The sequence below is a fragment of the Bacillus sp. FSL L8-0193 genome (assembly GCF_037976065.1).
In the GTDB taxonomy this organism is placed as follows: Bacteria; Bacillota; Bacilli; order Bacillales; family Bacillaceae; genus Bacillus; species Bacillus paralicheniformis.
This window is the reverse complement of record NZ_CP150261.1, coordinates 502,088-523,659: the sequence shown is the minus strand read 5'-3', so window position 1 is coordinate 523,659 and position 21,572 is coordinate 502,088. Positions and strand designations below refer to the sequence as shown.

Sequence of the window (21,572 nt, the reverse complement as noted above, 5' to 3'; positions counted from 1 at the left end):
TTCACATCAGCCCTTTTATCGTTTCTTGCTGAGCCAGCCGCTTCTCTTTTTCAAGCCGTTCGATCAGCTGGCCGCGAAGTCCGTTGTCAAATAAAACTTCCCGGATATGAATGATGCCGGCGCGTTCAATCCAATGCCCGACCTTCTCGAGATAATTTGCTGTTTCCCGGTAATATTGAAGAAGGCCTTTCATGAATTCCCCCGCTTCCTCCGCCGAGTCGGCTACTGAAAGCAGCTCTCCCGGAGAAGCATGCTGGCCTCCTTGGCCGCCCGCATAAATCTCCCAGCCCCCGTTTACTTTGAGAAGTCCGATGTCATGAACTGAAGCGTACACGCAATCATCCAAACAGCCCGACACCCCGATCGAGACCTTGGCCGGAATGAGGAGGGATTCTGCTGCTTTTTCCAAGTCTGCCGCCAATGTTTGTATCTGTGGTTCGCCTCGTGAACCGCATGTGCACGTTTTAACCGCGGCAATCCCATGCTGAGGCGGCGGGCAATGCGGCATGCCGAGTTCTTCTTTCACGCGCTCTATATACTCCGGCTTGATACCAGCAAGCTTTAATCTCTGATGGTGTGTCATGTACACCTCTTGTATTTGATACTTTTCAATCACTTCTGCAATGCGCTTCAGCTCTTCGGCATTCGTTCGGCCTCCGTACATTTGCGGAATCATTATATCCGTCTCCTTGTCGCGCTCCTCATAGATGATGTCCGGACGGATCATTTTTAAATAGTAGTGAATCGCGGGCAAGCAAATCCGGCAGCCGCTGCTGTTTTTCCAGCCGAGCGCCGAGATGACTTCGTGAACGGAAGAAAGATTTCTTATCTGTATTTCGTTCACGACTTCATCTTCCGTGAATGAAGTGCAGGCGCACATCGGCTGTTCCGCCGCAGATACATAATCATCCTGTTCAGCGGTATGGAGCAGCAGTTCTTCGACTAACGGCCTGCAGCCGCCGCATGATCCGGAAGCATTTGTACAGCCTTTGACCTCCTCGGCCGTCTTTAAACCGTGCGTCTGTATGGCTTCCATGATCGCGCCTTTTGAAACCGCGTTGCATTGACAAATCGTTTCACTAAGCGCCATAGAAACGACTGCACTGTCTTCTTCAGATTGAAACAGCTCTTTTTTGACAACGGTAATATCTCTTTGTTTGATGATGCTTTCCAACAGCCGTTGGCTGCCGCTCGTGTCTCCGTATAAAATCACGCCGGCCATTATATCCCCTTGAAAGACGGCTTTTTTATAGATTCCTGACGCTTCATCTAAAAGTTTAATAGCCGTTGTCGAGTCGTCCTCTGTGATTTTCCCTGCGGAAAAGACGTCGATGCCGGAAATTTTTAGCGCTGCGGACTGGACGGAGCCCTGATAACCGGCACATTCGAGCCCGCAAATATGCCTGGCCAGCACTTTCCCCTGTTCAAACAATGGCTTGACTAGACCATAGACCGTTCCGTTATGCTCCGCGCATTCACCGACAGCGTAGACATTTGGAACATTTGTCTCCATATAGTCGCTGACGATGATCGCCCGGTTTGTTGCAATACCGCTCGCCTTGGCCAGTTCGATATTCGGTCTGACACCGGCAGCCATGACGATGAGATCGGCGCTGATCTTCGTCCCGTCTTTAAACCGCACACCCTTGGCGCGGGATCTTCCTAAAATCGCCTCTGTATCTTTATCCAAATGAAAATGAATCCCTTGGCGCTCCAGCTCTTTCTGGAGCATGGCAGATGCCGGCGGATCGAGCTGATTCTGCATGACGCAGGAAGAGTGGTGAATCACATCAACCTTCATTCCGAGGTTTGCCAACCCTCGCGCCGCCTCAAGTCCCAAAATCCCCCCGCCGATAACGGCCGCTTTTTCAAACCGCTTTGATGCCTTTATCAATGCCCGGCAATCGTCTATTGTTCTAAAACCATATACCCCTTCTTTGTCTGCACCATGAACCGGGAGGATAAACGGGGAAGAGCCCGTCGCAATGATCAGTTTGTCATAAGCGATTTCACGGTTTTGATCTGTTGCCACCGTCTGTTTAACCGTATGGATTGCGACAGCCTTTTCCCCTGTATAAAGTGTAATCCCGTTTTCTTCATACCAGCTCCGGCTTTTTGTCATCACATCGTTCCAATCCGTTTCTCCCTGAAGGACAGAAGACAGCAGAATCCGATTATAGCTGAGGTGTGGTTCGCTGCCGATGATGACGATCTCAAACTGGTTCCCGCCGTGTTGTAAAATTTCTTCGGCCGTGCGAACTCCGGCCATGCCGTTTCCTATTAAAACCAGCCTTTGTTTCCCCATTTTCTCCCCTCCTCTCTGCAGCTTTGCTCTGGATTATTATTTCACATTGCATCGCTAAAGCGTTCAAACCTGTTACATTTCCTGACAAAAAATTTTAGAAACAGGACGGTTTGACCAGTACTCATTGATGACGATTTAACGGCTTTGGCCGCCGATGTTAAAGTTCAACATTTTATCACATTTTTTATCACGTTCTGCTTGTTTCTTTTCCTGCAATCTACTAGGCTTATAAGTAAAGAACATAAGGAATGGAGGAGGAGAATGCTACCGATTAAAAGAAGACAGCAGATATTGGCGTGGGTCAAAGAAGAAGAATCTCTGCGCATTTCAGAAATTTCGAAAAGGCTGAACGTCTCTGAAATGACCGTTTACCGCGACATTAAACCGCTTGTTGAAAACGGACAGGTCATCAAGACGGCAGGCGGAATCACGCTAAACAAGCCGAAGCAGCAGCTTGGGCAGCTTTGCGTCGTGTGCGGAAAAGGGGCAGGCTCGAGGCTTTCCGTGCAAATTGTAAAAAACGACAGTCAAATTGAACAATTTTGCTGTGCCCATTGCGCAATGCTCCGCTATGAGAAAGTGAAAGATGACGTCTCACAGATAATCTGCAGGGATTTTTTGCTAGATACGACGATCAGCGCCAAAGCCGCCGTCTTTTTGCTGGATACGAATCTTCATTTGAACTGCTGCGAGCCGCAGGCGATCCCTTTCGCTTCTGAAGCGGATGCACGGAAATTCAAAAAAGGCTTTGGCGGGCAGCTGTTATCGTTTGACGATGCCGCGCTTCTCGTCCAGAAAACGATGAAGAACAGCTGCTGCAGCCTGAAGACGTGAAATTTTGTTAAAAGATTGGATGAATGTGATGAAAAGAGCAACACTCTGGACAGTTCTCGCTGTTCTTTGTATCATTCTGCTGCCAAAAGCCGCTTTTGCTCACGCATATATCGTAAAATCAACTCCCGCTGAAAATCAGGAGCTGAAAAAAGCGCCTGCAGAAATCAAGATCGAATTCAATGAAGCGATTCAGAACGGGTTTCATTCGATAACGGTCAGAAATTCGTCGGGTGAGCGCGTTGATTCCGGCAAAACGGAAATCGATCCGCAAAACGCCAAAATCATGACCGTCAAGCTGAAACCGAAATTGAAGGATGATATCTACTCGGCCGAATGGAGAGCTGTATCCGCAGACGGGCATCCCGTATCAGGCACGATCCCTTTCAGCATCGGAAACATTCAAGGCGGGCTGCCGAAAGATCAGCAAAAACAAGCATCAGGCCTGCCGGCAGCCGATACCGTCATGGAACGCGTCCTTTTGTATACCGGTTTCTCCCTGTTCATGGGGGCCGCTCTCTTTCAGCTCGTATGGTACCGCCCTGAAAACGGCTGGCCGGGTGGCAAACGGCGCCGTCTGAAGCGGATCAAGAATGCGGCGCTCTTATTGACAGGGGCCGCCATCATCATTCAGCTGCCCCTGCAAACCAAAGTAAACGCGGGTGTTTCCTGGATCGGGGCTTTCCAGCCTTCGCTTTTGCAAGAAACGCTTCTGAATACGACGGGCGGAATGCTGTGGCTGATCAACATCGCCATCATCGCCTTGCTTGTTTTTTGTTCGAACAGAAAAGGTCTGAAGAGCGCGATCTTGAGCCTGTTCCTTTTTGCCGGGCTTTTGTTCGTCAAATCGCTCGACGGCCATGCCGCTTCGACGAGCGCCGGCTATATGACAATCGTGATGAACTTCATCCATCTGAATACCGCTTCCATTTGGACGGGCGGACTCGCGATGTTTGTGCTGTTTTTCGGAAAAGACTGGCTGAAGCCTGACAAAAGTTTAATATGGGAAACCATTCGGCGCTTCTCGCCATGGGCGCTCGCTTCTGCAGGGCTTCTTATATTCTCGGGCCTTTTCAACAGCTTCTTCATTGTTCACACACTGGATAACCTGCTAGGGACGGCTTACGGAAAAGCGCTCCTTGTAAAAGCGGCCCTCGTTCTTCTCATGATCGGACTCGGGGCATTACACTATTTCCGTTTTAGAAAAGCGCCGAAACAGCAGGGCGCCCGTTCGCTGAAGGCTGAATGGGCGGTCGGACTTCTCATCCTGGTGACCACGGCTGTTTTCACCAATATTCCAAGTCCGCCCGCGCCGCTGCCGCAGCCTTTCAGTGAGACGAAGCAATTGACGGAAGGAAACACGCTGTCGCTCCGAATCAGCCCGAACATGCCGGGCTCAAATGCGTTTGAAGTCACAGTCAGAAACAGAAAAGGAGACGTCGTCAAAGATATTCAAAAAATCGAATTAACCGTTGAGAAAACCGGGCTTTTCGAGGATGACAAAGAGAGCACGTTCAGCCTCAGCAAAAATAAAGACGGCGTTTTTCAAACGAAAAATTTAAATTTAAGCGAAGACGGCATCTGGAAAATCCGCGTTCACGGGTTAACGGCGTCATTTGAGGAGATCAGAACGGTTTTCAATGCAAAAATTAATAAAAAGGAGTTTTGATTATGTTTAAAAAAACATTATGGCTGGGTGCAATCCTAGCATCATTTTTGCTTTTCTCCGTGCCTGTCAGCGCACATGTCACGGTAAAACCGGCAGAATCAGCAGCAGGCTCATGGGAAACATACACCGTCAAAGTACCGGTTGAAAAAGACAACGCCACAACCAAGGTCGTTCTCAGCATGCCGGACGGTGTTGAATTTCAGCAGTATGAACCGGTGCCAGGCTGGAAAACAAGCACTGAAACCGGTAAAAACGAGAAAGTGACAAGGGTGACGTGGGAAGCCGAAAACGGCGGCATTCAGCCTGGTGAATTCCAACAGTTTACTTTCACCGCCAAAAACCCTGACAAAGAACAAAAGGCCGCCTGGAACGCTTACCAATATTATAAAGACGGCACGATTGTCGAGTGGACCGGCGATGAAAACGCCGATACCCCGCATGCGATCACAAGCATTGTCGATGCTGCAAAGCTCGGGCACGAAACGGTTGACGCACACGGCGCTTCAACGAAACAAAACACAGCCGCAGAAAACGAAGACGGTCAAGCCGGACAAGGGATTCAAACCGCTTCCCTCATCCTGTCGATCCTCGCCGTGCTTCTTGGGGGTGCTGCGTTGCTCTTGACAGTGCGCAAAAAGAAATCGTAAAAATGAAAAGCTGTCGGGAATATCCCGACAGCCTTTTTGTGCCCATTTCAGTTCGAATCCCGCACGATCTGATAATACATGCCCGTTTTTTGATCGACCACCGCCTCTAAATGAAGCCCGTCATCAGTCTCAAATGTTCCATTCAGGCGAGCGGCATCCCCTGTATATAACGTGTACTTGCTTCCCTTAGGCGTTGTGAACGGTGAAGAAGCTTCCGCACTCTCCGTTTTCGGGTGATCCGATTTTACAATTGCGTAATTTAAGTCGCGGTACCATTGATATTTGCCGTTTTCTCGTTTGATGTGAGCGAGGCAAATTCCCTCTCCCTCCGAATCGCCGAATCGAAAAACGACGACTTGTTCGCCGTTTAAATCGATTTTGTCTATAATATCGTCTTTTGTGATGTTCTCGTAACGAATACCGTCCTCAATCGCTTCCTGTTCGCTGTTCACCCATTTGGTTTGTTCATCATTTTCTTGGGCGCTCGCACAACCCGCAACCAAGATCGCCAAAAATAATAAAACTGTTCGTTTTTTCATCCGCTTCCTCCGACTTTAATTGTTTTAGGGAATTATATGAATTCGGCCAGCGTTGAAAATATCCTCTTTGCAGGAAAATTTCCAATACGGTGATTCAAAAATTGACAAACTTATCTTACAATAGAAAAAGTTCTGAATGATTGAGTAGGGAGAGATCGGAGTATGAAAGTATCGATTCTGTTTGTCTTGCTTGCGGCCATTTTATGGGGAACGACGGGAACAACCCAGGCGTTCGCGCCTGAAGAAGCGGCGCCTCTTGTGTTCGGCGCTGTCAGAATGGCGGTCGGCGGCATCACCCTGCTCTTGTTCGCGGCTTTGCGCGGTCAATTAAAACGCAGCGGCTGGCCCGTTAAAACGCTGATTATCGCAGCATTGAGCATGGCATTTTATCAGCCTTTCTTTTTTTCAGCTGTCAGTCTCTCAGGGATCGCCGTCGGAACGGTCGTCGCCATCGGCAGCGCTCCGATTATCGCCGGCTGCCTCGAATGGCTCGTGTTCAAAAAAGTACCCCAAGCGAAATGGTGGATCGCAACGGCTGCAGCGATAGCAGGCGTATCCTTGTTATTCATCCCTTCCGCCTCATCGGGAGGGAGCTTTCTCGGCATATTGCTCGCACTCGGCGCCGGTCTTTCCTTTGCCGTCTATACGCTGACAAGCAAAAAGCTCCTGCAACAGCAGAAGCCGGAGGCTGTCACAGGCACCGTGTTCTTTTTAAGCGCTGTATTGCTTGCCCCGTTGTTGTTTCTGTACGATTTGAGCTGGATCTTATCGGTTCAGGGATCGGCTGTCAGCCTCTATATCGGCGTCATTGCAACCGGTGCCGCGTACCTGTTATTTACGACAGGATTGGCAAAAGTACCCGCCTCAACAGCGGTGACCCTGTCGCTGGCTGAACCGCTCACAGCGTCGCTTTTAGGAACCGTGCTTGTCAAGGAATCGCTGCCTCTTGTTTCCTGGGCCGGAATCGCATTGCTTCTGCTGGGCATTTTTTATATTTCCTATCAGCCCAAAAAGAATAAAATGAACGCTGAACAAGTGAAAGCGTAAAAAACCCGTCCGTGGATATGCGGGCGGGTTTTCATGTTGTCTTGTTATTCATCCAAACCGATAGACAAATATTTTGTTTCCAAATACGGCTCGATGCCTTCCTGTCCGCCTTCGCGTCCGATGCCGCTTTCCTTCATGCCGCCGAAAGGCGCCTGAACGGTTGACGGACCGCCGTCATTCCAGCCGAGAATGCCATAATCAAGGTTTTCGGACAAATAGATGCCGCGGCGGTAGTTTTCCGTAAAGAAGTATGCCGCTAAACCGTAAGGCGTATCATTGGCGAGCTTGACCGCTTCGTCCAGCGTTTTAAAAGTCGTAATCGGCGCAACGGGACCGAATGTTTCCTCATGCATGATCGTCATTGAAGGATCAACATCCGTCAGCACTGTCGGGTGGACAAAGTAGCATGATTTCTCATCATCGCTTTCGTATTCGGCGCCGATGAGAACTTTCGCCCCTTTATCCACCGCGTCATTGATTTGATCAACGATTTTTTGGAAGCCGTTTTTATTGATGATCGGACCGATTGATACACCCTCTTCAAGCCCGTTCCCGACTTTCAGCTTGGCGACTTCCGCGCGGAGTTTTTCTGCAAATTCATCCTTAACCGATTCGTGAACGATCAGACGGTTTGCACAGACGCACGTTTGTCCTGCATTCCTGTATTTCGACAGCATCGTCTGTTTAACGGCGAGGTCGATGTTGGCATCTTCATCAATGATCAGCGGGGCATGGCCGCCGAGCTCCATTGACACATGTTTCACCGTCTCGGCGCTGTTTTTCATTAATTGTTTGCCGACAGGCGTAGATCCGGTGAACGTAATTTTGCGGATCAGCGGATGGCTTGTAAAAATAGAACCGATCTCTTTTCCGTCGCCGATCACACACTGAAGGACGTCTTTCGGAATGCCCGCTTCGTGGCCGAGGCGAACGAGCTCAAGCGCCGTTAAAGGCGTGTCAGGCGCCGGCTTGATGATAAAAGTACAGCCCGCCGCCAAGGCTGGCGCCGCTTTTCTCGTGATCATCGCCGCCGGAAAGTTCCACGGGGTAATCGCCGCAACAGGACCGACCCCTTGGCGCGTGACGATGATGCGCTTGTTCGTCACAGATGCGGGAACCGTTCTTCCGTAGATGCGTTTTGCTTCCTCCGCATACCATTCGATATAGCCTGCGCTATATATGACTTCTCCCTGTGCTTCAGCGTACGGCTTGCCGTTTTCAAGCGTAATTAATTTTGCCAGCTTGTCCTTCTGCTCCACAATCAAATCGAACCATTTTTTCAGTAAGCCCGCTCGTTCTGAAGCCGATGTTTTCGACCATTTTTGAAATGCTTCATGCGAGCGTACGACTGCCTCCTCGACTTCTTTTGCGGATTGCTGGGGAACCGATTTGATTTTTTCTCCAGTCGCAGGATTATATACTTCTAGCATGCTGGTCATGTTGAATCTCCTCCCCTTTACGTTTTGAACTGCTGTTGTATAAAAGAAAACCGATCAATGTCCATCCTGCCAAGATCAGCCACTCATACGGCCATGTGAGCGCGGCCGGCATGCCTGGCAAATAAAAGGCAAGAAAGATAACACTTAAGAGGATAGCAGATATACCCGTCGTTTTCCACTTATTGATTTTATACGGTCTGTTTAAATCCGGCTCTGTCTTTCTCAGCTTCATGAATGCAATCGACACGATCAAATATCCGACTATAATACCTGTTCCCCCTGCATTAACGATCCAAACAAGAGCCGGGCGCCCGAGCAGCGGTGCAAAAAACGCCAGCGCCCCTAGAAATAAAATCGCGTTAGTCGGCGTTTTATACTTCGGATGGATGAAGCCGAACCATTTCGGCACCATGCCTTTTTCCGACATCGCAAACAGAATGCGGCTCGCGCCGATGATAAATGCGTTCCAGCTCGTAATGATACCGGCGACTCCGCCGAGGACAAGCACCGTGCCGAACAGCTGGTTCCCGAGCAGATTGACCATTGCATCCGCGGTCGCCAAAGAAGTCGTTGCAAGCTCGCTTTCTGACAGTCCCATCGTCACGCCGAAAACAATCAGCAAATAAAACACGACCGCACTGACGATCGAAATAATCAAAATTTTGCCGATGATTTTTTTCGGGGCATTAATTTCAGCCGCAACCTGAGGGATGACGTCAAATCCGACAAACAGAAACGGAATCATGACGAGGACGGACATCATCCCGGAGAATCCGTCTTTAAAAAGGGGCTGCATATGTTCAACATTACCGTTTACCAAAGCGCCTCCCAAAAGGAGAAAGCCCGTGGCGATAATCGCGATCGTAAAAACCGACTGAAAAATCGCGGCCGGCTTGACGCCGAAGTAATTGAGCGCGGTCAGGACGACCGCACCCCCTGAACCGATCAACACCCAAGTGACATACACGTCCCAGCCGCTAAGCGACCAGAGAAACCCTTGATGTTCGACAGGCAGGACGTAATCGATGACGGTCGGTAATGCGACCGCCTCAAATGTGATCACCGAAACATAGCCGAAAAGCACACCCCAAGCGGCGACAAAAGCCGTTTTCCGGCCAAACGCCCTGTAGACGAAAACCAAGCCGCCCCCCGTTTCAGGGATGGCAGAAGACAGCTCCGCGTATGTTAACCCGATTAAGATGACCAGTATGCCGCCGATGATAAATGCGATGGTGCTGCCCAAAAAACCGGCTGTCGAAATCCAGTCGCCGGAAAGGACGACCCAGCCCCAGCCGAGCATAGCCCCGATTGCTAAAAATAGCACATCCGTCTGCGACATCGTTTTTTTCATTTGCTGTTTACCCATCTATATCCGCCCCTTCCTTTAGAAGATGTCAAACTAGAGCTGTTTCAGCGCTTCTTCGATGATGCCGAACCCTTCCTCAAGCAATTCATCAGTAATAACAAGCGGAGACAGAAAACGGATAATGTTGCCATTGATACCTGCCGTCAACAAGAGCAGGCCGTGTTCATTGGCGTACTTGGCAATCTTGGCCGCAGCGGCTTTGTCCGGCTCCCGTGTCTTTTCGTCCCGGACAATTTCAAGCGCCGCCATCGCGCCAAGTCTGCGAACTTCACCAATCTGCGGATATTTCACCTTCCATTCATGCGCTCGCTCTTCAATGGCTTTGCCGATTTCTTCAGAGCGTTTGTTGAGCTGTTCCGATTCGATAATATCGAGCACTGCCAAAGCGGCTACGCATCCAAGCGGACTTCCGGCGTATGTGCCCCCGAGTTCCCCCGGATCCGCCGCATCAAGCATTTCCGCCCGGCCGATGACACCGCTGAGCGGAACGCCGGCAGCCAGCGATTTTGACACCGTCACAAGATCAGGAACGACATCAAAATGCTCAATCGCAAAATATTTGCCTGTTCTGGAAAAGCCTGTTTGGATCTCATCGGCGACAAAAACGATGCCGTGTTTTTGACAGAAGGCTGCGACATGCTGCACAAACCGTTTGGAAGGAATAATAAATCCTCCTTCTCCCTGCACCGGCTCCATGACAACGCAAGCGACCGTCTCCGGAGCAACAGACGAGACGAAGAAATCGTCAAATGCCTGAATAACCATGTCATCGTAGCTTTCATCAGTCATCCCTTCAGGTTTTCTATAGTAGTAAGGAAACGGCGCCTGATATACTTCAGGTGCAAAAGGGCCGAATCCGAATTTGTATGGTTTTACCTTGCTCGTCATGCTCATCGTCATGTTTGTGCGCCCGTGGAATCCGCGGGTAAAAGAAACGACTGCTTGACGCTTCGTATATTTTCTGGATATTTTCACGGCGTTTTCTACGGCTTCCGCCCCCGAGTTCAGGAAAATCGCTTTTTTCTCGTGTGAGCCCGGTGCAAGCCGGCAAAGTTTTTCCGCCAATTCGATATAGGCCTGATACATCATGACGTTAAAACCCGGATGAATGAGCTGTTCGGCCTGTTGCTTGACAGCTTCTACAACTTTCGGATGTGAATGCCCGACATTTAATGTACCGATCGCCCCGGCAAAATCGATAAAACGGCGCCCGTCAATATCGTATAAAACGGCCCCTTCCCCTTTAGCGGCCAGATGACGGTTTCCGTTGGAGACACCCCTTGCCACAAATTGATCCCGTTTGGCCTGCCAATCTTCCGTTGTGAATGCTTTTGTGTTCAGACTCATAAAAAATCTCTCCCCCACTCTTATTTCTTATAATTCTGAATATTTTTTGGTATGATGAAAAGTACCAATCATTAATTTTCAATGGTACCAGGGGGGAGGCGCTATGATTACGATACCGATTGACCGCTCCAAGGATGCGGATTATATTTATCACCAAATCTATCAACGGATTAAAGAAGAAATTTTCAGCCGCAATCTTTTGCCGGGAAAAAAACTCCCTTCCAAGCGCGAGCTCGCCGAAGCATTGAACGTCAGCATTAATTCGGTCAACGCTGCCTACCAGCAGCTTCTGGCAGAAGGTTATCTTTATTCACGTGAAAGAAAAGGCTTTTTTGTAGAGCAGATCGAAACGTTCCATGCCAGCCGCCATCCCGGCCCTTTTCAATTGGAAAAAGAACTGGTTGAAAAGCCGGCACGCAAAGACGGCTGGATATCGTTTTCCCATATGAGCGTCGATACGGCGCATTTTCCATTTAAAACATGGCTTCGCTGTGAACAGAAAGCGGTTTCTTCTCATGTAAACGAACTTGGAGAAATGACGCATCCGCAAGGTGTCTACGAAGTGCGCCAAACGATCGCACGGTTTATCGCTTTAACGAGAGGCGTCAAGTGTCACCCCGAACAAATCGTGATCAGCGCAGGCACGCAGTCCTTAATTCATACGCTTCAGGATCTTCTCCCCGCCTCAGCCGTCTATGCGATGGAGGAGCCGGGATACAGCCGCATTTATCGACTGCTGAAAAATGAAGGGAAAGAAGTGGCCACGATTCAGCTCGATCATAAAGGAATGCGGATCAGCGAGATTCACCTTCTGAATCCGGATGTTTTATTTGTCACGCCTTCACACCAGTTTCCAACAGGAATCATTATGCCGGTATCGAGAAGGATTCAGCTTTTAAATTGGGTTTCCGACGGGGAAAACCGCTATATTGTGGAAGACGATTATGACAGCGAATTCAAGTACGGGAGCGATACGATCCCCGCCCTGCAAAGCCTTGACCGCTCTGAGAAAGTCATCTATATCGGCACGTTTTCAAAATCGCTTCTTCCGGGTCTGAGAATCAGCTATATGGTACTGCCGCAAAAGCTGCTGAAGCGATACAGAAAAAGGCACCATTTCTCGATTCAATCGAGCAGCGTTTTAACACAGCTCGCCTTGCAGGAATTGATCGAATCGGGGGAATACCAAAAGCACATCAAGAAAATGAACCAGATTTACGAAGAAAAGCGGACAAGGCTGATCGGAAGCCTTGTCAAAACCTTTAACGGCCGGGTGAAAATTAAAGGCGAAAGCGCAGGCCTTCACTTTGTGGCCGATTTTGAAACAGATAGAAGTGAAGAAGAGGTTTTATCAAGAGCAAAGGATAGACGGGTCGAGGTTTACGGCATGAACCGGTTTACGTTAAAGAAAGAGCAGACAAAACATGAAGGAACAGTATCGCTCGTGCTTGGATTTGCTAAAATCGCTGCCGATCAGATCGACAAAGGGACTGCCAAGCTTTATGAAGCGGTATGCGGTGATGAGAAGTTTTAAAAAATACCGGCAGGTTCGCTCCTGCCGGTATCAGCTTGGCTTTAGAAAGCCAACGTCTGCCCGTTTACCACCGTTCCTTTTCTACCTGGAGAACCGCCTCAATCAGTCCCGGAAACTGCTCCTCCAATTCCCGTTTGCAGAGGGAGTAATAATGATGCTTCCCTTCAATGCGGACTTTGAGCAGTCCCGCTTCTCTCAGCACCTTGAAATGGTGGGACAGCGTAGACTTTGCGATATTGAGATTTGTGCATGTACCGCACGTTTTCTCGGCTGTGTCAGCCAGGGCTTTGACAATCTCAAGCCTGTATGGATCACTCAAGGCATGGAGAACAGATATTAACTTCATTTCATTTGTTTTCATGGGTTAAATGTATCATAATCCTAACTTCAAGACAATTCGTCAAGAAGGCAAATAGGTTGCCGCCAAAGCAAAGACATGTTACGATGCAATTGTTCGATGATTTTCGAACAATCAATTCAATGTGTATACAACGTACACGCAAAGGAATTCTAAATGACATGACGGAGGTTTGAACCGATGATCGTATTGCAAGCCTATATGAAAGTAAAACCAGAAAAACGCAACGCCTTTCTCGAAAGCGTACAACCGCTGCTTAAACATTCAAGAGCTGAAGCCGGCAATGCCCAATACCAGCTGTTTGAAGATACCGAACATGCCAATACATTTGTCATGCTTGAGCAATGGAAAGATCAAAACGCAATTGACGCCCATAATCAGACAGAGCATTTTCAAGCTTTCGTTCAAGCCGCGGGCGACCTTTTATCAGAACCGCTGAATGTGGTTAAAACGCACACACCGGATTAAAGAAAGGATGACGTTTAAATGAATGAAGTATTGAAATCATTGACAGACCATAGATCGATTCGCAGCTATACAGATGAGTCCGTGAACCCTGAACAGCTGGACAAGATCATTCAAGCCGTTCAAGCCGCACCGACTTCAATCAACGGCCAGCAGGTCACCGTGATTACGGTTCAAGATGAAGAACGGAAAAAGAAAATCGCCGAATTGGCCGGCGGACAGGTCTGGATCGAGCAGGCCCCCGTTTTCCTTTTGTTCTGCGCGGACTTCAACCGTGCGAAAATCGCCCTTGAGAAAAACGGCGAAACGCTTGCGATCACAGACGGAATGGAATCCGTGCTTGTCGGAGCTGTCGACGCAGGCATCGCTCTCGGTACGGCCACAGCGGCCGCTGAATCGATGGGGCTTGGCACTGTGCCGATCGGCGCTGTCCGCGGCCGTGCAGAAGAGCTGATCGAGCTGCTCAATATTCCCGAATACGTCTTCCCTGTCGCAGGGCTTGTCGTCGGCCATCCGGCGGACCGCTCCGCGAAAAAGCCGCGACTTCCTGAACAAGCGGTAAGGCACAGCGAAACCTATCAACCTGACTTAAAACCGCTGATCGACGCGTACGATGAAGAAATATCCGAATACATGACAAAACGGACAAACGGACAGGAAACAAGAAACTGGTCTCAGGGCATATCCGCTTATTACAATAAAGTGTATTATCCTCACATCCGTGAGATGCTTGAGAAACAAGGATTTAAACTCAAATAGATACTTTAGGCTATCGGTGATCGATAGCCTTTTTTCATGCGTTCCATTCCACATTTCGATGAGCATCGAAGGTCTTTACCTTTACACTATGTAAAAAAGGAGTGGAACACATGAAACCATTTGCAAAATATAAAGCATTTCTAGACCTCCATCATCAGTCAGGCCCGTTCGTTCTGCCGAATGCCTGGGATGCGGCCAGCGCCAAAGCGTTTCAAAACTGCGGTTTTAAAGCAGTCGGCACAACCAGCGCCGGAATTGCCATGTCCCTCGGCTATCCCGACGGCGAACATCTCCCTTTTGAAACATTGCTTTCCGTCCTGAAAACCATCACGGATGCCGTCGATATTCCCGTCAGCGCAGATCTTGAAGCGGGTTACGGCCAATCACCGGAAGCAGTTGCTGAAAACGCAAAAAAAGCCGCAGCGGCCGGCGTTGTCGGTATGAATATTGAAGACGGAACGAAAGACCCCTGCCGGCCGCTTTGTGATGCAACATTAATGGAAGAAAAAATTGCGGCTGTCAAAAAACTGAACCTTCCTGTTTTAATCAATGCCCGCACGGATGTATACTGGCTCAATGCAGACGCTCCCGGTTCCCGGCTTCAAACAGCCGTCCGGCGGGCAAATCGGTACAGACAAGCAGGCGCGAACTGCATATTTATCCCCGGAGCCAATGATACAGGCACCATTGCCGGGCTGAGAAAAGATATACCCGGACCACTCAACGTACTGGCCGGCTCACACACTCCCTCTTTACAAATTCTTTCCGAACTGGGGATCGAAAGAATCAGCTGCGGATCCGCCCCGTTCAGAGCCGCCCTGTCGCTGGTGAAAAAGATCGGTGAAGACATCATCACCCGCGGCTCCTTCAGTCATATGACGGACGGAGTCCTTTCATACGGCGAAGCTGCCGATTGGATCAGCCTTCATCGTAACCCAAAACAAAATCGTTGACCTAAACAGTTCGGTCTGTTAATATTTCATTTATGAAAACTCATGGGTTTTTTCGTAACCCATGAGTTTTATCATTGCGAAAGAAGGAGCCGGAATGAACGAAAAAAGAGCAGCAGTCTTAAGGGCCGCCAAAAAGCTGTTTGCCCAAAAAGGCTATCATAACGTTGCAATGCAAGCGATCGCTGAAGAATGCAAAATGTCAAAAGCATCTATTTATAAACTGTTTCAATCTAAAGAAGATCTTCTGCTGGCATTGATCAAGTTCAGAAAGCATGAAATGCTGAACAAAAGCGCCATCATCAATACGGAAACCTCGCTGACGCCAAAAGAAAGACTCGCTAAAAAAATCGCTTTGGAGATTACGGAATTCAGGGAAAACCGCCAATTTATCAATTTCCTCTCCAATGAGGGATCGTCTCCGGATACCGCGGTATTTAAAAAGCATCTGAAAGAAACAAAATCGCTGATCATCAGCTGGCATAAAGACTCTATCATTCAAGCGTACGGCGAAGAGGTGGAACCGTTTATATGGGATATTGTCATCATTTTCCACGGTTTGATGAGAGAATTCCTGTTTTTAGTCGGCACTGGAAAAGCACAGCCCGACGTTAAAACGATTCCGCCATTCATTATGTCGGTTCTGGATCTCTTCATAGAGAAAAAGCTGAACGAAGATCAGAAAAGTTCATTAAATGAAGACATTATTGCCTCCTATACGAATTTCTCATCATGCTGGGCACCGCCCAAAAAAGAGGAATTGCTTGAAGACCTTTTGCAAAAACTGAAAAACAAGATTTCCTCGCTGCCACAAGACGACGTTTCCGTGACAGAATTGCTGTCTGCCGCAGATTTGCTGAGCGAGGAGCTTTTCGCCAATGAGCCCCGCACGTATTTAATTAAGGCTCTCCTTGATTACCTTGGAAAAATCGAGGCGCTCCAATGCGATGTTTCACAAATACAAACAATTAGTATCAAAGAATAAGAGGGATTGATATGAACACAGGAACTGAACAACAGACATACAACAGAAATATCATCGTAGGTTTGCTCATTGCAGGGGCGTTTATCGCGATCTTGAACCAAACGCTTCTGGTTACGGCACTGCCGCATATTATGGCAGACTTAAACATAGACGCTACAAAAGCTCAATGGCTGACAACGGCGTTCATGCTGACAAACGGGATTCTCATTCCGATTACCGCCTTTTTAATCGAAAAATTTTCGAGCCGCGCGCTCGTCATCGCCGCGATGAGCATCTTTGTGGCGGGAACGGTCGTCGGCGCAGTTGCGCCTAACTTCCCGGTTCTCCTTGCGGCGCGAATCATCCAGGCCGCGGGTGCGGGAATTATGATGCCGCTCATGCAGACGATCTTTTTAACGATTTTCCCGGTTGAAAAACGCGGGGCTGCAATGGGTATGGTCGGTTTGGTCATCGCATTTGCACCGGCCATCGGACCGACATTGTCAGGCTGGATCGTCGACAGCTTTACATGGAGATACTTATTTTATATTATTCTGCCAATTGCCCTGATTGATCTTGTGCTTGTCATCTTACTGATGAAAAACGTTACGAAATTGAGAGAAACATCAGTCGACATCTTATCTATTATCCTGTCCAGCCTGGGTTTCGGCGGTTTATTGTACGGCTTCAGCAACGCCGGATCAGAAGGCTGGGGAAGCAATACCGTTTTAATTTCCTTTGCAGTCGGTGCGGTCGCTCTGTTCTTCTTTATCTCTAGACAACTAAGAATCAAAAGGCCGATACTCGAGTTTCGCGTTTTCCAATCGTGGACTTTTACGATAACAACGCTCCTCGGTATGATCGTTTTTGCATTAATGATCGGTACTGAAACCATTTTGCCGCTGTATACGCAAAACGTCAGAGACGTGACAGCTTTCGATTCCGGTCTGATGCTTCTGCCGGGCGCGATAGCAATGGGTATCATGTCGCCGATCATCGGCCGGATTTTTGACAAGATCGGTGGAAAAGGTCTTGCGATTATCGGTTTTGCCATCTTGCTGCTGACGTCGATCCCGTTTGCGGATCTGCAAATGGATACTTCGCTGACATTTATTATCGTCATTTATACGCTGCGGATGATGGGCACTTCCATGATTATGATGCCTCTCACAACCGCTGGCATCAATGCACTTCCGATGCATCTCATCCCGCACGGAACAGCGATGAACAATACGATGCGCCAGATCGGCGGTTCAATCGGCACGGCCGTTTTGATTTCCGTCATGAGCAATTCAGCCAAAAACGCTGCCGCATCTAACCCGTTAAATGCGCTCATTCACGGCATGAATTCCGCCTTTATCGTGGCCGCTGTCTTGGCGCTGATCGGATTTATCCTTTCGTTCACATTGAAAAAGAAGCCGCAGGCCGACAAACAAGGCCAGCCGGCGCGCTGATCCTGACACGCCAGTTCAATCAAACTGGCGTGTTTTTTTATGGTTTGATATATTTGATCCCTTGCAGCGTAAGAAGCATGAAGACCTGCTCTGCGCCTCCTTTCATATGATTTGAATATCATTCGAATTCTTCTCCTGAACAGACAAAAAGGCTGCCGGATACACCGGCAGCCTCGCTCTTTTATTTTAATCCATTTTCAACTTCTGTCACCATTTCAGATACGGACTCAAGACCTCCGCCTGACAGGTACCAGTAACCTGGATCAAGATATGTGATATGGCTCTTTTTATAAGCTTTTGTTGATTTTACAATTTCATTTTCAATGACTTCTTTTGCTGTTCCTTTTTCGCCGATGGCAGCGCTTCGGTCGATGACAAACAGGTAATCAGGGTTCTTTTCAGAAATATACTCGGAAGAGACGCTTTGGCCGTGAAGGGAAGCCTCGATGTTTTTGTCGACAGGTTCAACGCCGAGCACATCATGGATCAAACCGAATCTTGAGCCGCTTCCATACGCGCTGATTTGTTTATCGCTTGTTAAGACGACCAATCCTTTGCCGCCTTTTTCTTTCGCAAGCTTGTTGGCTTTCTCTACTTTATCATCGATTTTCGCAAGAGCTTCTTTGACAGCATCTTCTTTACCGAAGATTTTTCCAATATTTTCGGTATTTTCTTTAAAACTGTTCATGTAGTTCTTCTGGTCAAGCTCGATGTCGATCGTCGGTGCGATCCTTTTAAACTCGTCATACTGCTCAGACTGTCTGCCTTCGATGATGATCAAATCGGGGTCAAGCTCTGCAATTTTTTCAAAATCAGGCTCTTTTAGTCCGCCGACGCTTTCGTATTTACTGTCTTTGTATTTTTTCAAGTAAGACGGGAGGGTTTGTTTCGGAAGGCCGACAACGCGATCGCTCAAGCCAAGCTCGTCAAGCGTATCAAGCATTCCAAAGTTGAAGACAACGACTTTTTTCGGGTTTTTCGGTACATCTGTTGTACCGCTGTTATGTTTAATTGTGACGGTTTCTTTTTTAGAGGAAGATTTTGCATCTGTATCAGCAGCTTTGTTTCCGCAGGCGGCTACGACAAGAACGGTTATCAATGCCATAATCAATAAAGATAGTTTTTTCAATTCAAGTCACCTCATCATTTAAAATATACACAGATTTTTTGATCTCCGATTTGTTGGATCGGAATGTCCATATCATAGATGTCTTTCAGCACCGGCGTTTGGATAATGTCTTCGGCCGGCCCCTCTTTTACAATCCGCCCGTTTTTCAGGGCTGCGATTCTGTCTGAATAAACCGAGGCAAAATTAATGTCATGAATGACAATGACGATCGTTTTACCGCGATTTTCGACAAGGTCTTTCAAGAGCTTCATTATCTCTACTGAATGTTTCATATCGAGGTTATTTAATGGTTCATCAAGCAATATATAGTCGGTATCCTGAGCGATGACCATTGCGATAAAAGCGCGCTGGCATTGGCCGCCGCTCAACTGATCGAGGTGTTTATGCTCAATCTCTCTCAGCTTCATATAATCAATCGCTTCGTCGACATATGCCCAGTCCTCTTTCGAGAGCCTTCCCTGTGAATAAGGAAATCTGCCGAAACTGACGAGCTCCCTGACAGTCAGCCTGATGTTGATCTGGTTGGACTGCTTTAAAATGCTGATTTTTTTGGCTAAATCATTGCTTTTGTAAGCGCTAATTTCCTTGCCGTCAATCAGCACTTTTCCGGCGTCCATTCCGATCAGCCTGCTGATGATGGACAAAAGCGTGCTTTTCCCCGCTCCGTTCGGTCCGATGAAGGACGTGATCATTCCTTTTTTTATCGTTAAAGTCGTGGGATGAACAACGGTCTGCTCTCCGAATTGTTTCATGATATCTCGTACTTCTATCATCATTTACGCTCCTTCAGCAACAGGTAAATAAAATAAATCCCGCCGATAAAATCAATGATCACAACAAGCGTCACCGTTAAACCAAACAGTTTTTCAACAATGAACTGGCCCCCGACAAGCGCAATGATGCTGAACAAAACCGCTCCGGGAATCAGGACGCTGTGCTTATACGTTTTAAATACTTCCCGCGCCACATTGACGACGAGCAGCCCCAAAAATGTGATCGGCCCTACAAGTGCAGTAGACACGGAGACGAGAACGGCGACGACGATCAGCATTTTCTTCACCGTCCGGTCGTAATCGATTCCGAGGTTGACGGCTTGATCCCTGCCGAGCGAAATGACATCAAAGTACGGATTATACCGCCAAGCGTAAACGAGAATCGCCAGAATGATGAGCGAAGCAAGCATTAAAATGTCCGTGTTCAAATTGTTGAAGCTGGCAAACATCTTGTTTTGAACAACTTGAAACTCGTTCGGATCGATCAGCATTTGCATAAAGGATGACAGGCTTCTGAACAATGTGCCGCATACGATTCCAACTAACAGCAGCAAGAAGATGTGCCTTCCCCCGCGGCGAAACATCAGGAAAAACAACACAAATGAAAAACAGACCATCAAACCGGTTGACAATAAAAAATTGCCGTTTTTACCAAGATCGGCAAGTTTGGCTGCACCGAAAAAGTAAATAATCCCGGTTTGCAGCAGAACATAGAGAGAATCGAGTCCGAGAATGCTCGGCGTCAAAATTCTGTTGTTTGTGATCGTTTGGAAAATCATCGACGAATACGCAATGGCTGTACCGACAACGATGATCGCAAAAACTTTGGCAAACCTCCGCGGAAGCGCATATTCCCATACAGACGGCAATCCGTAGAACAGAAACAAGCCGATGCAGGCTGCCGCTATCACGATGAGTATAAGCATTTTCTGTTTATGACGCATAGGCTTTTCTCCTTAAAAGCAAGTAAAGAAAAACGCCGCTCCCGATGATGCCGACCATCAAACCAACCGAAATTTCGTACGGGTAAATGACGAGACGTCCCGCTATATCGCAAAACAAGACGAAAACGGCTCCGAGAACCGCCGTATGAGGCAGGCTGTTTTTCAAATGATCTCCCCTGTAGATGGACACGATGTTCGGGATGATCAATCCCAAAAAGGGAAGCGTGCCGACCGTCAGGATGACGACGGACGAAATAATAGATACGATGATCAATCCGATATTGACCACCCGCTTATAATTCAATCCAAGATTGATGGAAAAAGACTCCCCCATCCCGGCCAACGTAAATTTATTGGCGAACAGATAGGCAATGATAACGAGCGGTATACTCAGAAATAAGAGCTCATACCTCCCCTTCATGACCAGCGAAAAATTCCCTTCAAACCATGCATTGACGTTTTGAATGATATTGTACTGATAAGCCATGAAAGTGGAGATGGCGCTGACAACACTTCCGAGCATCATACCGACGAGAGGGATGAAGATCGCATCTTTGAACTTGATTCTGTCCAAAATTTTGACGAACAAAAAACTGCCAAACAGTGCAAAAACAAAGGCAAACAGTATTTTAACCACAATTCCTGCAGACGAAAAAAGCACGATCGCAATGATCACACCGAGCCTCGCCCAATCCATCGTTCCAGCGGTGGTCGGTGAAACAAATTTATTGCGCGTTAGCTGCTGCATGATCAGCCCGCAAATGCTCAAGCTCATTCCCGCAAGCACGATGCTAATCAAGCGCGGAATTCTGCTTATGTAAAGCGTTTGAATTTCGTCCTCGTTAAAGCGGAAAAGATCAAGAGGCGAAAGCTCCTTAACGCCGATGAATATCGAGCTGATTGAAAGAATGATGAGCATTAGCAATAAGTATCGTAATTTCATGCTGCAGTAGCCTCCTTGCACAACAAAGCAAACCCCTCCGCTGACGTTAATGATTATCATTATCAATAAGGGTCTTCATATATCTTACCATTTTTTCTGACATAGTCAA

20 protein-coding genes are annotated in these 21,572 nt (G+C 48.0%); 10 read left to right on the top strand and 10 right to left on the bottom strand.

The features are described from left to right. Position 1 precedes the first annotated feature (1 nt). On the bottom strand, positions 2 to 2,305 hold the full coding sequence (gene nirB / locus MHH76_RS02615; RefSeq protein WP_043054061.1) for a nitrite reductase large subunit NirB: 2,304 nt from the start codon (positions 2,303 to 2,305) through the stop codon (positions 2 to 4). Positions 2,306 to 2,566: 261 nt separating this feature from the next. On the opposite strand from nirB, the gene MHH76_RS02610 reads away from it, so the two are divergent. The 3 genes from MHH76_RS02610 to MHH76_RS02600 are packed head-to-tail and all read left to right on the top strand — an operon-like array spanning position 2,567 to position 5,452. After that, positions 2,567 to 3,139 (top strand): DeoR family transcriptional regulator, encoded by a 573-nt coding sequence (locus tag MHH76_RS02610; RefSeq protein WP_039073212.1) that lies wholly within the window; start codon positions 2,567 to 2,569, stop codon positions 3,137 to 3,139. A gap of 19 nt (positions 3,140 to 3,158) precedes the next feature. Further along, a complete protein-coding gene (locus MHH76_RS02605; protein WP_075213483.1) occupies positions 3,159 to 4,805 on the top strand; it encodes a copper resistance protein CopC in 1,647 nt (548 codons plus the stop codon). Between the two features lie 2 nt (positions 4,806 to 4,807). Beyond that, positions 4,808 to 5,452: a DUF1775 domain-containing protein gene (locus tag MHH76_RS02600; protein ID WP_026580558.1), complete on the top strand. Its 645-nt coding sequence runs from the start codon at positions 4,808 to 4,810 to the stop codon at positions 5,450 to 5,452. 47 nt (positions 5,453 to 5,499) lie between these two features. Here the strand turns inward: MHH76_RS02600 and MHH76_RS02595 are convergent, their stop codons facing one another. Further along, a complete protein-coding gene (locus MHH76_RS02595) occupies positions 5,500 to 5,991 on the bottom strand; it encodes a hypothetical protein (protein WP_026580557.1) in 492 nt (163 codons plus the stop codon). 162 nt (positions 5,992 to 6,153) lie between these two features. Between MHH76_RS02595 and MHH76_RS02590 the strand changes: the two genes are divergently transcribed. Beyond that, positions 6,154 to 7,038, top strand: coding sequence for an EamA family transporter (locus tag MHH76_RS02590; RefSeq protein WP_026580556.1), 885 nt, complete (start codon positions 6,154 to 6,156; stop codon positions 7,036 to 7,038). 44 nt (positions 7,039 to 7,082) lie between these two features. Here the strand turns inward: MHH76_RS02590 and gabD are convergent, their stop codons facing one another. From gabD to gabT, 3 genes are read right to left on the bottom strand one after another with little or no spacing between them, the layout of a single operon-like run. Beyond that, entirely contained in the window at positions 7,083 to 8,477 is a 1,395-nt protein-coding gene (gene gabD, locus MHH76_RS02585; protein WP_043054060.1) for a succinate-semialdehyde dehydrogenase, read from the bottom strand. Continuing rightward, positions 8,452 to 9,843 carry an APC family permease gene (locus tag MHH76_RS02580; RefSeq protein WP_043054059.1) on the bottom strand — a complete coding sequence of 464 codons (1,392 nt, stop codon included), beginning with the start codon at positions 9,841 to 9,843 and terminating at the stop codon, positions 8,452 to 8,454. Before MHH76_RS02580 ends, gabD begins: the two co-directional genes overlap by 26 nt. 33 nt (positions 9,844 to 9,876) lie before the next feature. After that, complete coding sequence (gene gabT / locus MHH76_RS02575) at positions 9,877 to 11,190, bottom strand: 4-aminobutyrate--2-oxoglutarate transaminase (RefSeq protein ID WP_039073209.1); 1,314 nt, start codon at positions 11,188 to 11,190, stop codon at positions 9,877 to 9,879. A gap of 103 nt (positions 11,191 to 11,293) precedes the next feature. Between gabT and MHH76_RS02570 the strand changes: the two genes are divergently transcribed. After that, complete coding sequence (locus tag MHH76_RS02570) at positions 11,294 to 12,724, top strand: PLP-dependent aminotransferase family protein (RefSeq protein ID WP_039073208.1); 1,431 nt, start codon at positions 11,294 to 11,296, stop codon at positions 12,722 to 12,724. Positions 12,725 to 12,788: 64 nt separating this feature from the next. Here the strand turns inward: MHH76_RS02570 and MHH76_RS02565 are convergent, their stop codons facing one another. Beyond that, positions 12,789 to 13,085 (bottom strand): metalloregulator ArsR/SmtB family transcription factor, encoded by a 297-nt coding sequence (locus MHH76_RS02565; RefSeq protein WP_020450179.1) that lies wholly within the window; start codon positions 13,083 to 13,085, stop codon positions 12,789 to 12,791. Between the two features lie 177 nt (positions 13,086 to 13,262). Between MHH76_RS02565 and MHH76_RS02560 the strand changes: the two genes are divergently transcribed. The 5 genes from MHH76_RS02560 to MHH76_RS02540 all read left to right on the top strand — a co-directional run bounded on the left by MHH76_RS02560 (position 13,263) and on the right by MHH76_RS02540 (position 17,674). After that, positions 13,263 to 13,550: a putative quinol monooxygenase gene (locus MHH76_RS02560; protein ID WP_020450178.1), complete on the top strand. Its 288-nt coding sequence runs from the start codon at positions 13,263 to 13,265 to the stop codon at positions 13,548 to 13,550. A gap of 18 nt (positions 13,551 to 13,568) precedes the next feature. Beyond that, positions 13,569 to 14,306: an NADPH-dependent oxidoreductase gene (locus MHH76_RS02555; protein WP_020450177.1), complete on the top strand. Its 738-nt coding sequence runs from the start codon at positions 13,569 to 13,571 to the stop codon at positions 14,304 to 14,306. Between the two features lie 110 nt (positions 14,307 to 14,416). After that, on the top strand, positions 14,417 to 15,259 hold the full coding sequence (locus MHH76_RS02550) for an isocitrate lyase/phosphoenolpyruvate mutase family protein (protein ID WP_020450176.1): 843 nt from the start codon (positions 14,417 to 14,419) through the stop codon (positions 15,257 to 15,259). Positions 15,260 to 15,353: 94 nt separating this feature from the next. Beyond that, positions 15,354 to 16,241 carry a TetR/AcrR family transcriptional regulator gene (locus MHH76_RS02545; RefSeq protein ID WP_020450175.1) on the top strand — a complete coding sequence of 296 codons (888 nt, stop codon included), beginning with the start codon at positions 15,354 to 15,356 and terminating at the stop codon, positions 16,239 to 16,241. A gap of 11 nt (positions 16,242 to 16,252) precedes the next feature. Further along, positions 16,253 to 17,674: an MDR family MFS transporter gene (locus MHH76_RS02540; protein ID WP_026580547.1), complete on the top strand. Its 1,422-nt coding sequence runs from the start codon at positions 16,253 to 16,255 to the stop codon at positions 17,672 to 17,674. Between the two features lie 181 nt (positions 17,675 to 17,855). Here the strand turns inward: MHH76_RS02540 and MHH76_RS02535 are convergent, their stop codons facing one another. From MHH76_RS02535 to MHH76_RS02520, 4 genes are read right to left on the bottom strand one after another with little or no spacing between them, the layout of a single operon-like run. After that, positions 17,856 to 18,803, bottom strand: coding sequence for a siderophore ABC transporter substrate-binding protein (locus MHH76_RS02535; protein WP_035337207.1), 948 nt, complete (start codon positions 18,801 to 18,803; stop codon positions 17,856 to 17,858). Positions 18,804 to 18,817: 14 nt separating this feature from the next. Then, positions 18,818 to 19,576 (bottom strand): ABC transporter ATP-binding protein, encoded by a 759-nt coding sequence (locus tag MHH76_RS02530; RefSeq protein WP_020450172.1) that lies wholly within the window; start codon positions 19,574 to 19,576, stop codon positions 18,818 to 18,820. Next, positions 19,576 to 20,520 carry an iron chelate uptake ABC transporter family permease subunit gene (locus tag MHH76_RS02525; protein ID WP_020450171.1) on the bottom strand — a complete coding sequence of 315 codons (945 nt, stop codon included), beginning with the start codon at positions 20,518 to 20,520 and terminating at the stop codon, positions 19,576 to 19,578. The genes MHH76_RS02530 and MHH76_RS02525 overlap by 1 nt, the downstream gene beginning before the upstream one ends. Then, on the bottom strand, positions 20,510 to 21,463 hold the full coding sequence (locus MHH76_RS02520; RefSeq protein WP_026580546.1) for an ABC transporter permease: 954 nt from the start codon (positions 21,461 to 21,463) through the stop codon (positions 20,510 to 20,512). The genes MHH76_RS02525 and MHH76_RS02520 overlap by 11 nt, the downstream gene beginning before the upstream one ends. Positions 21,464 to 21,572: the final 109 nt, after the last annotated feature.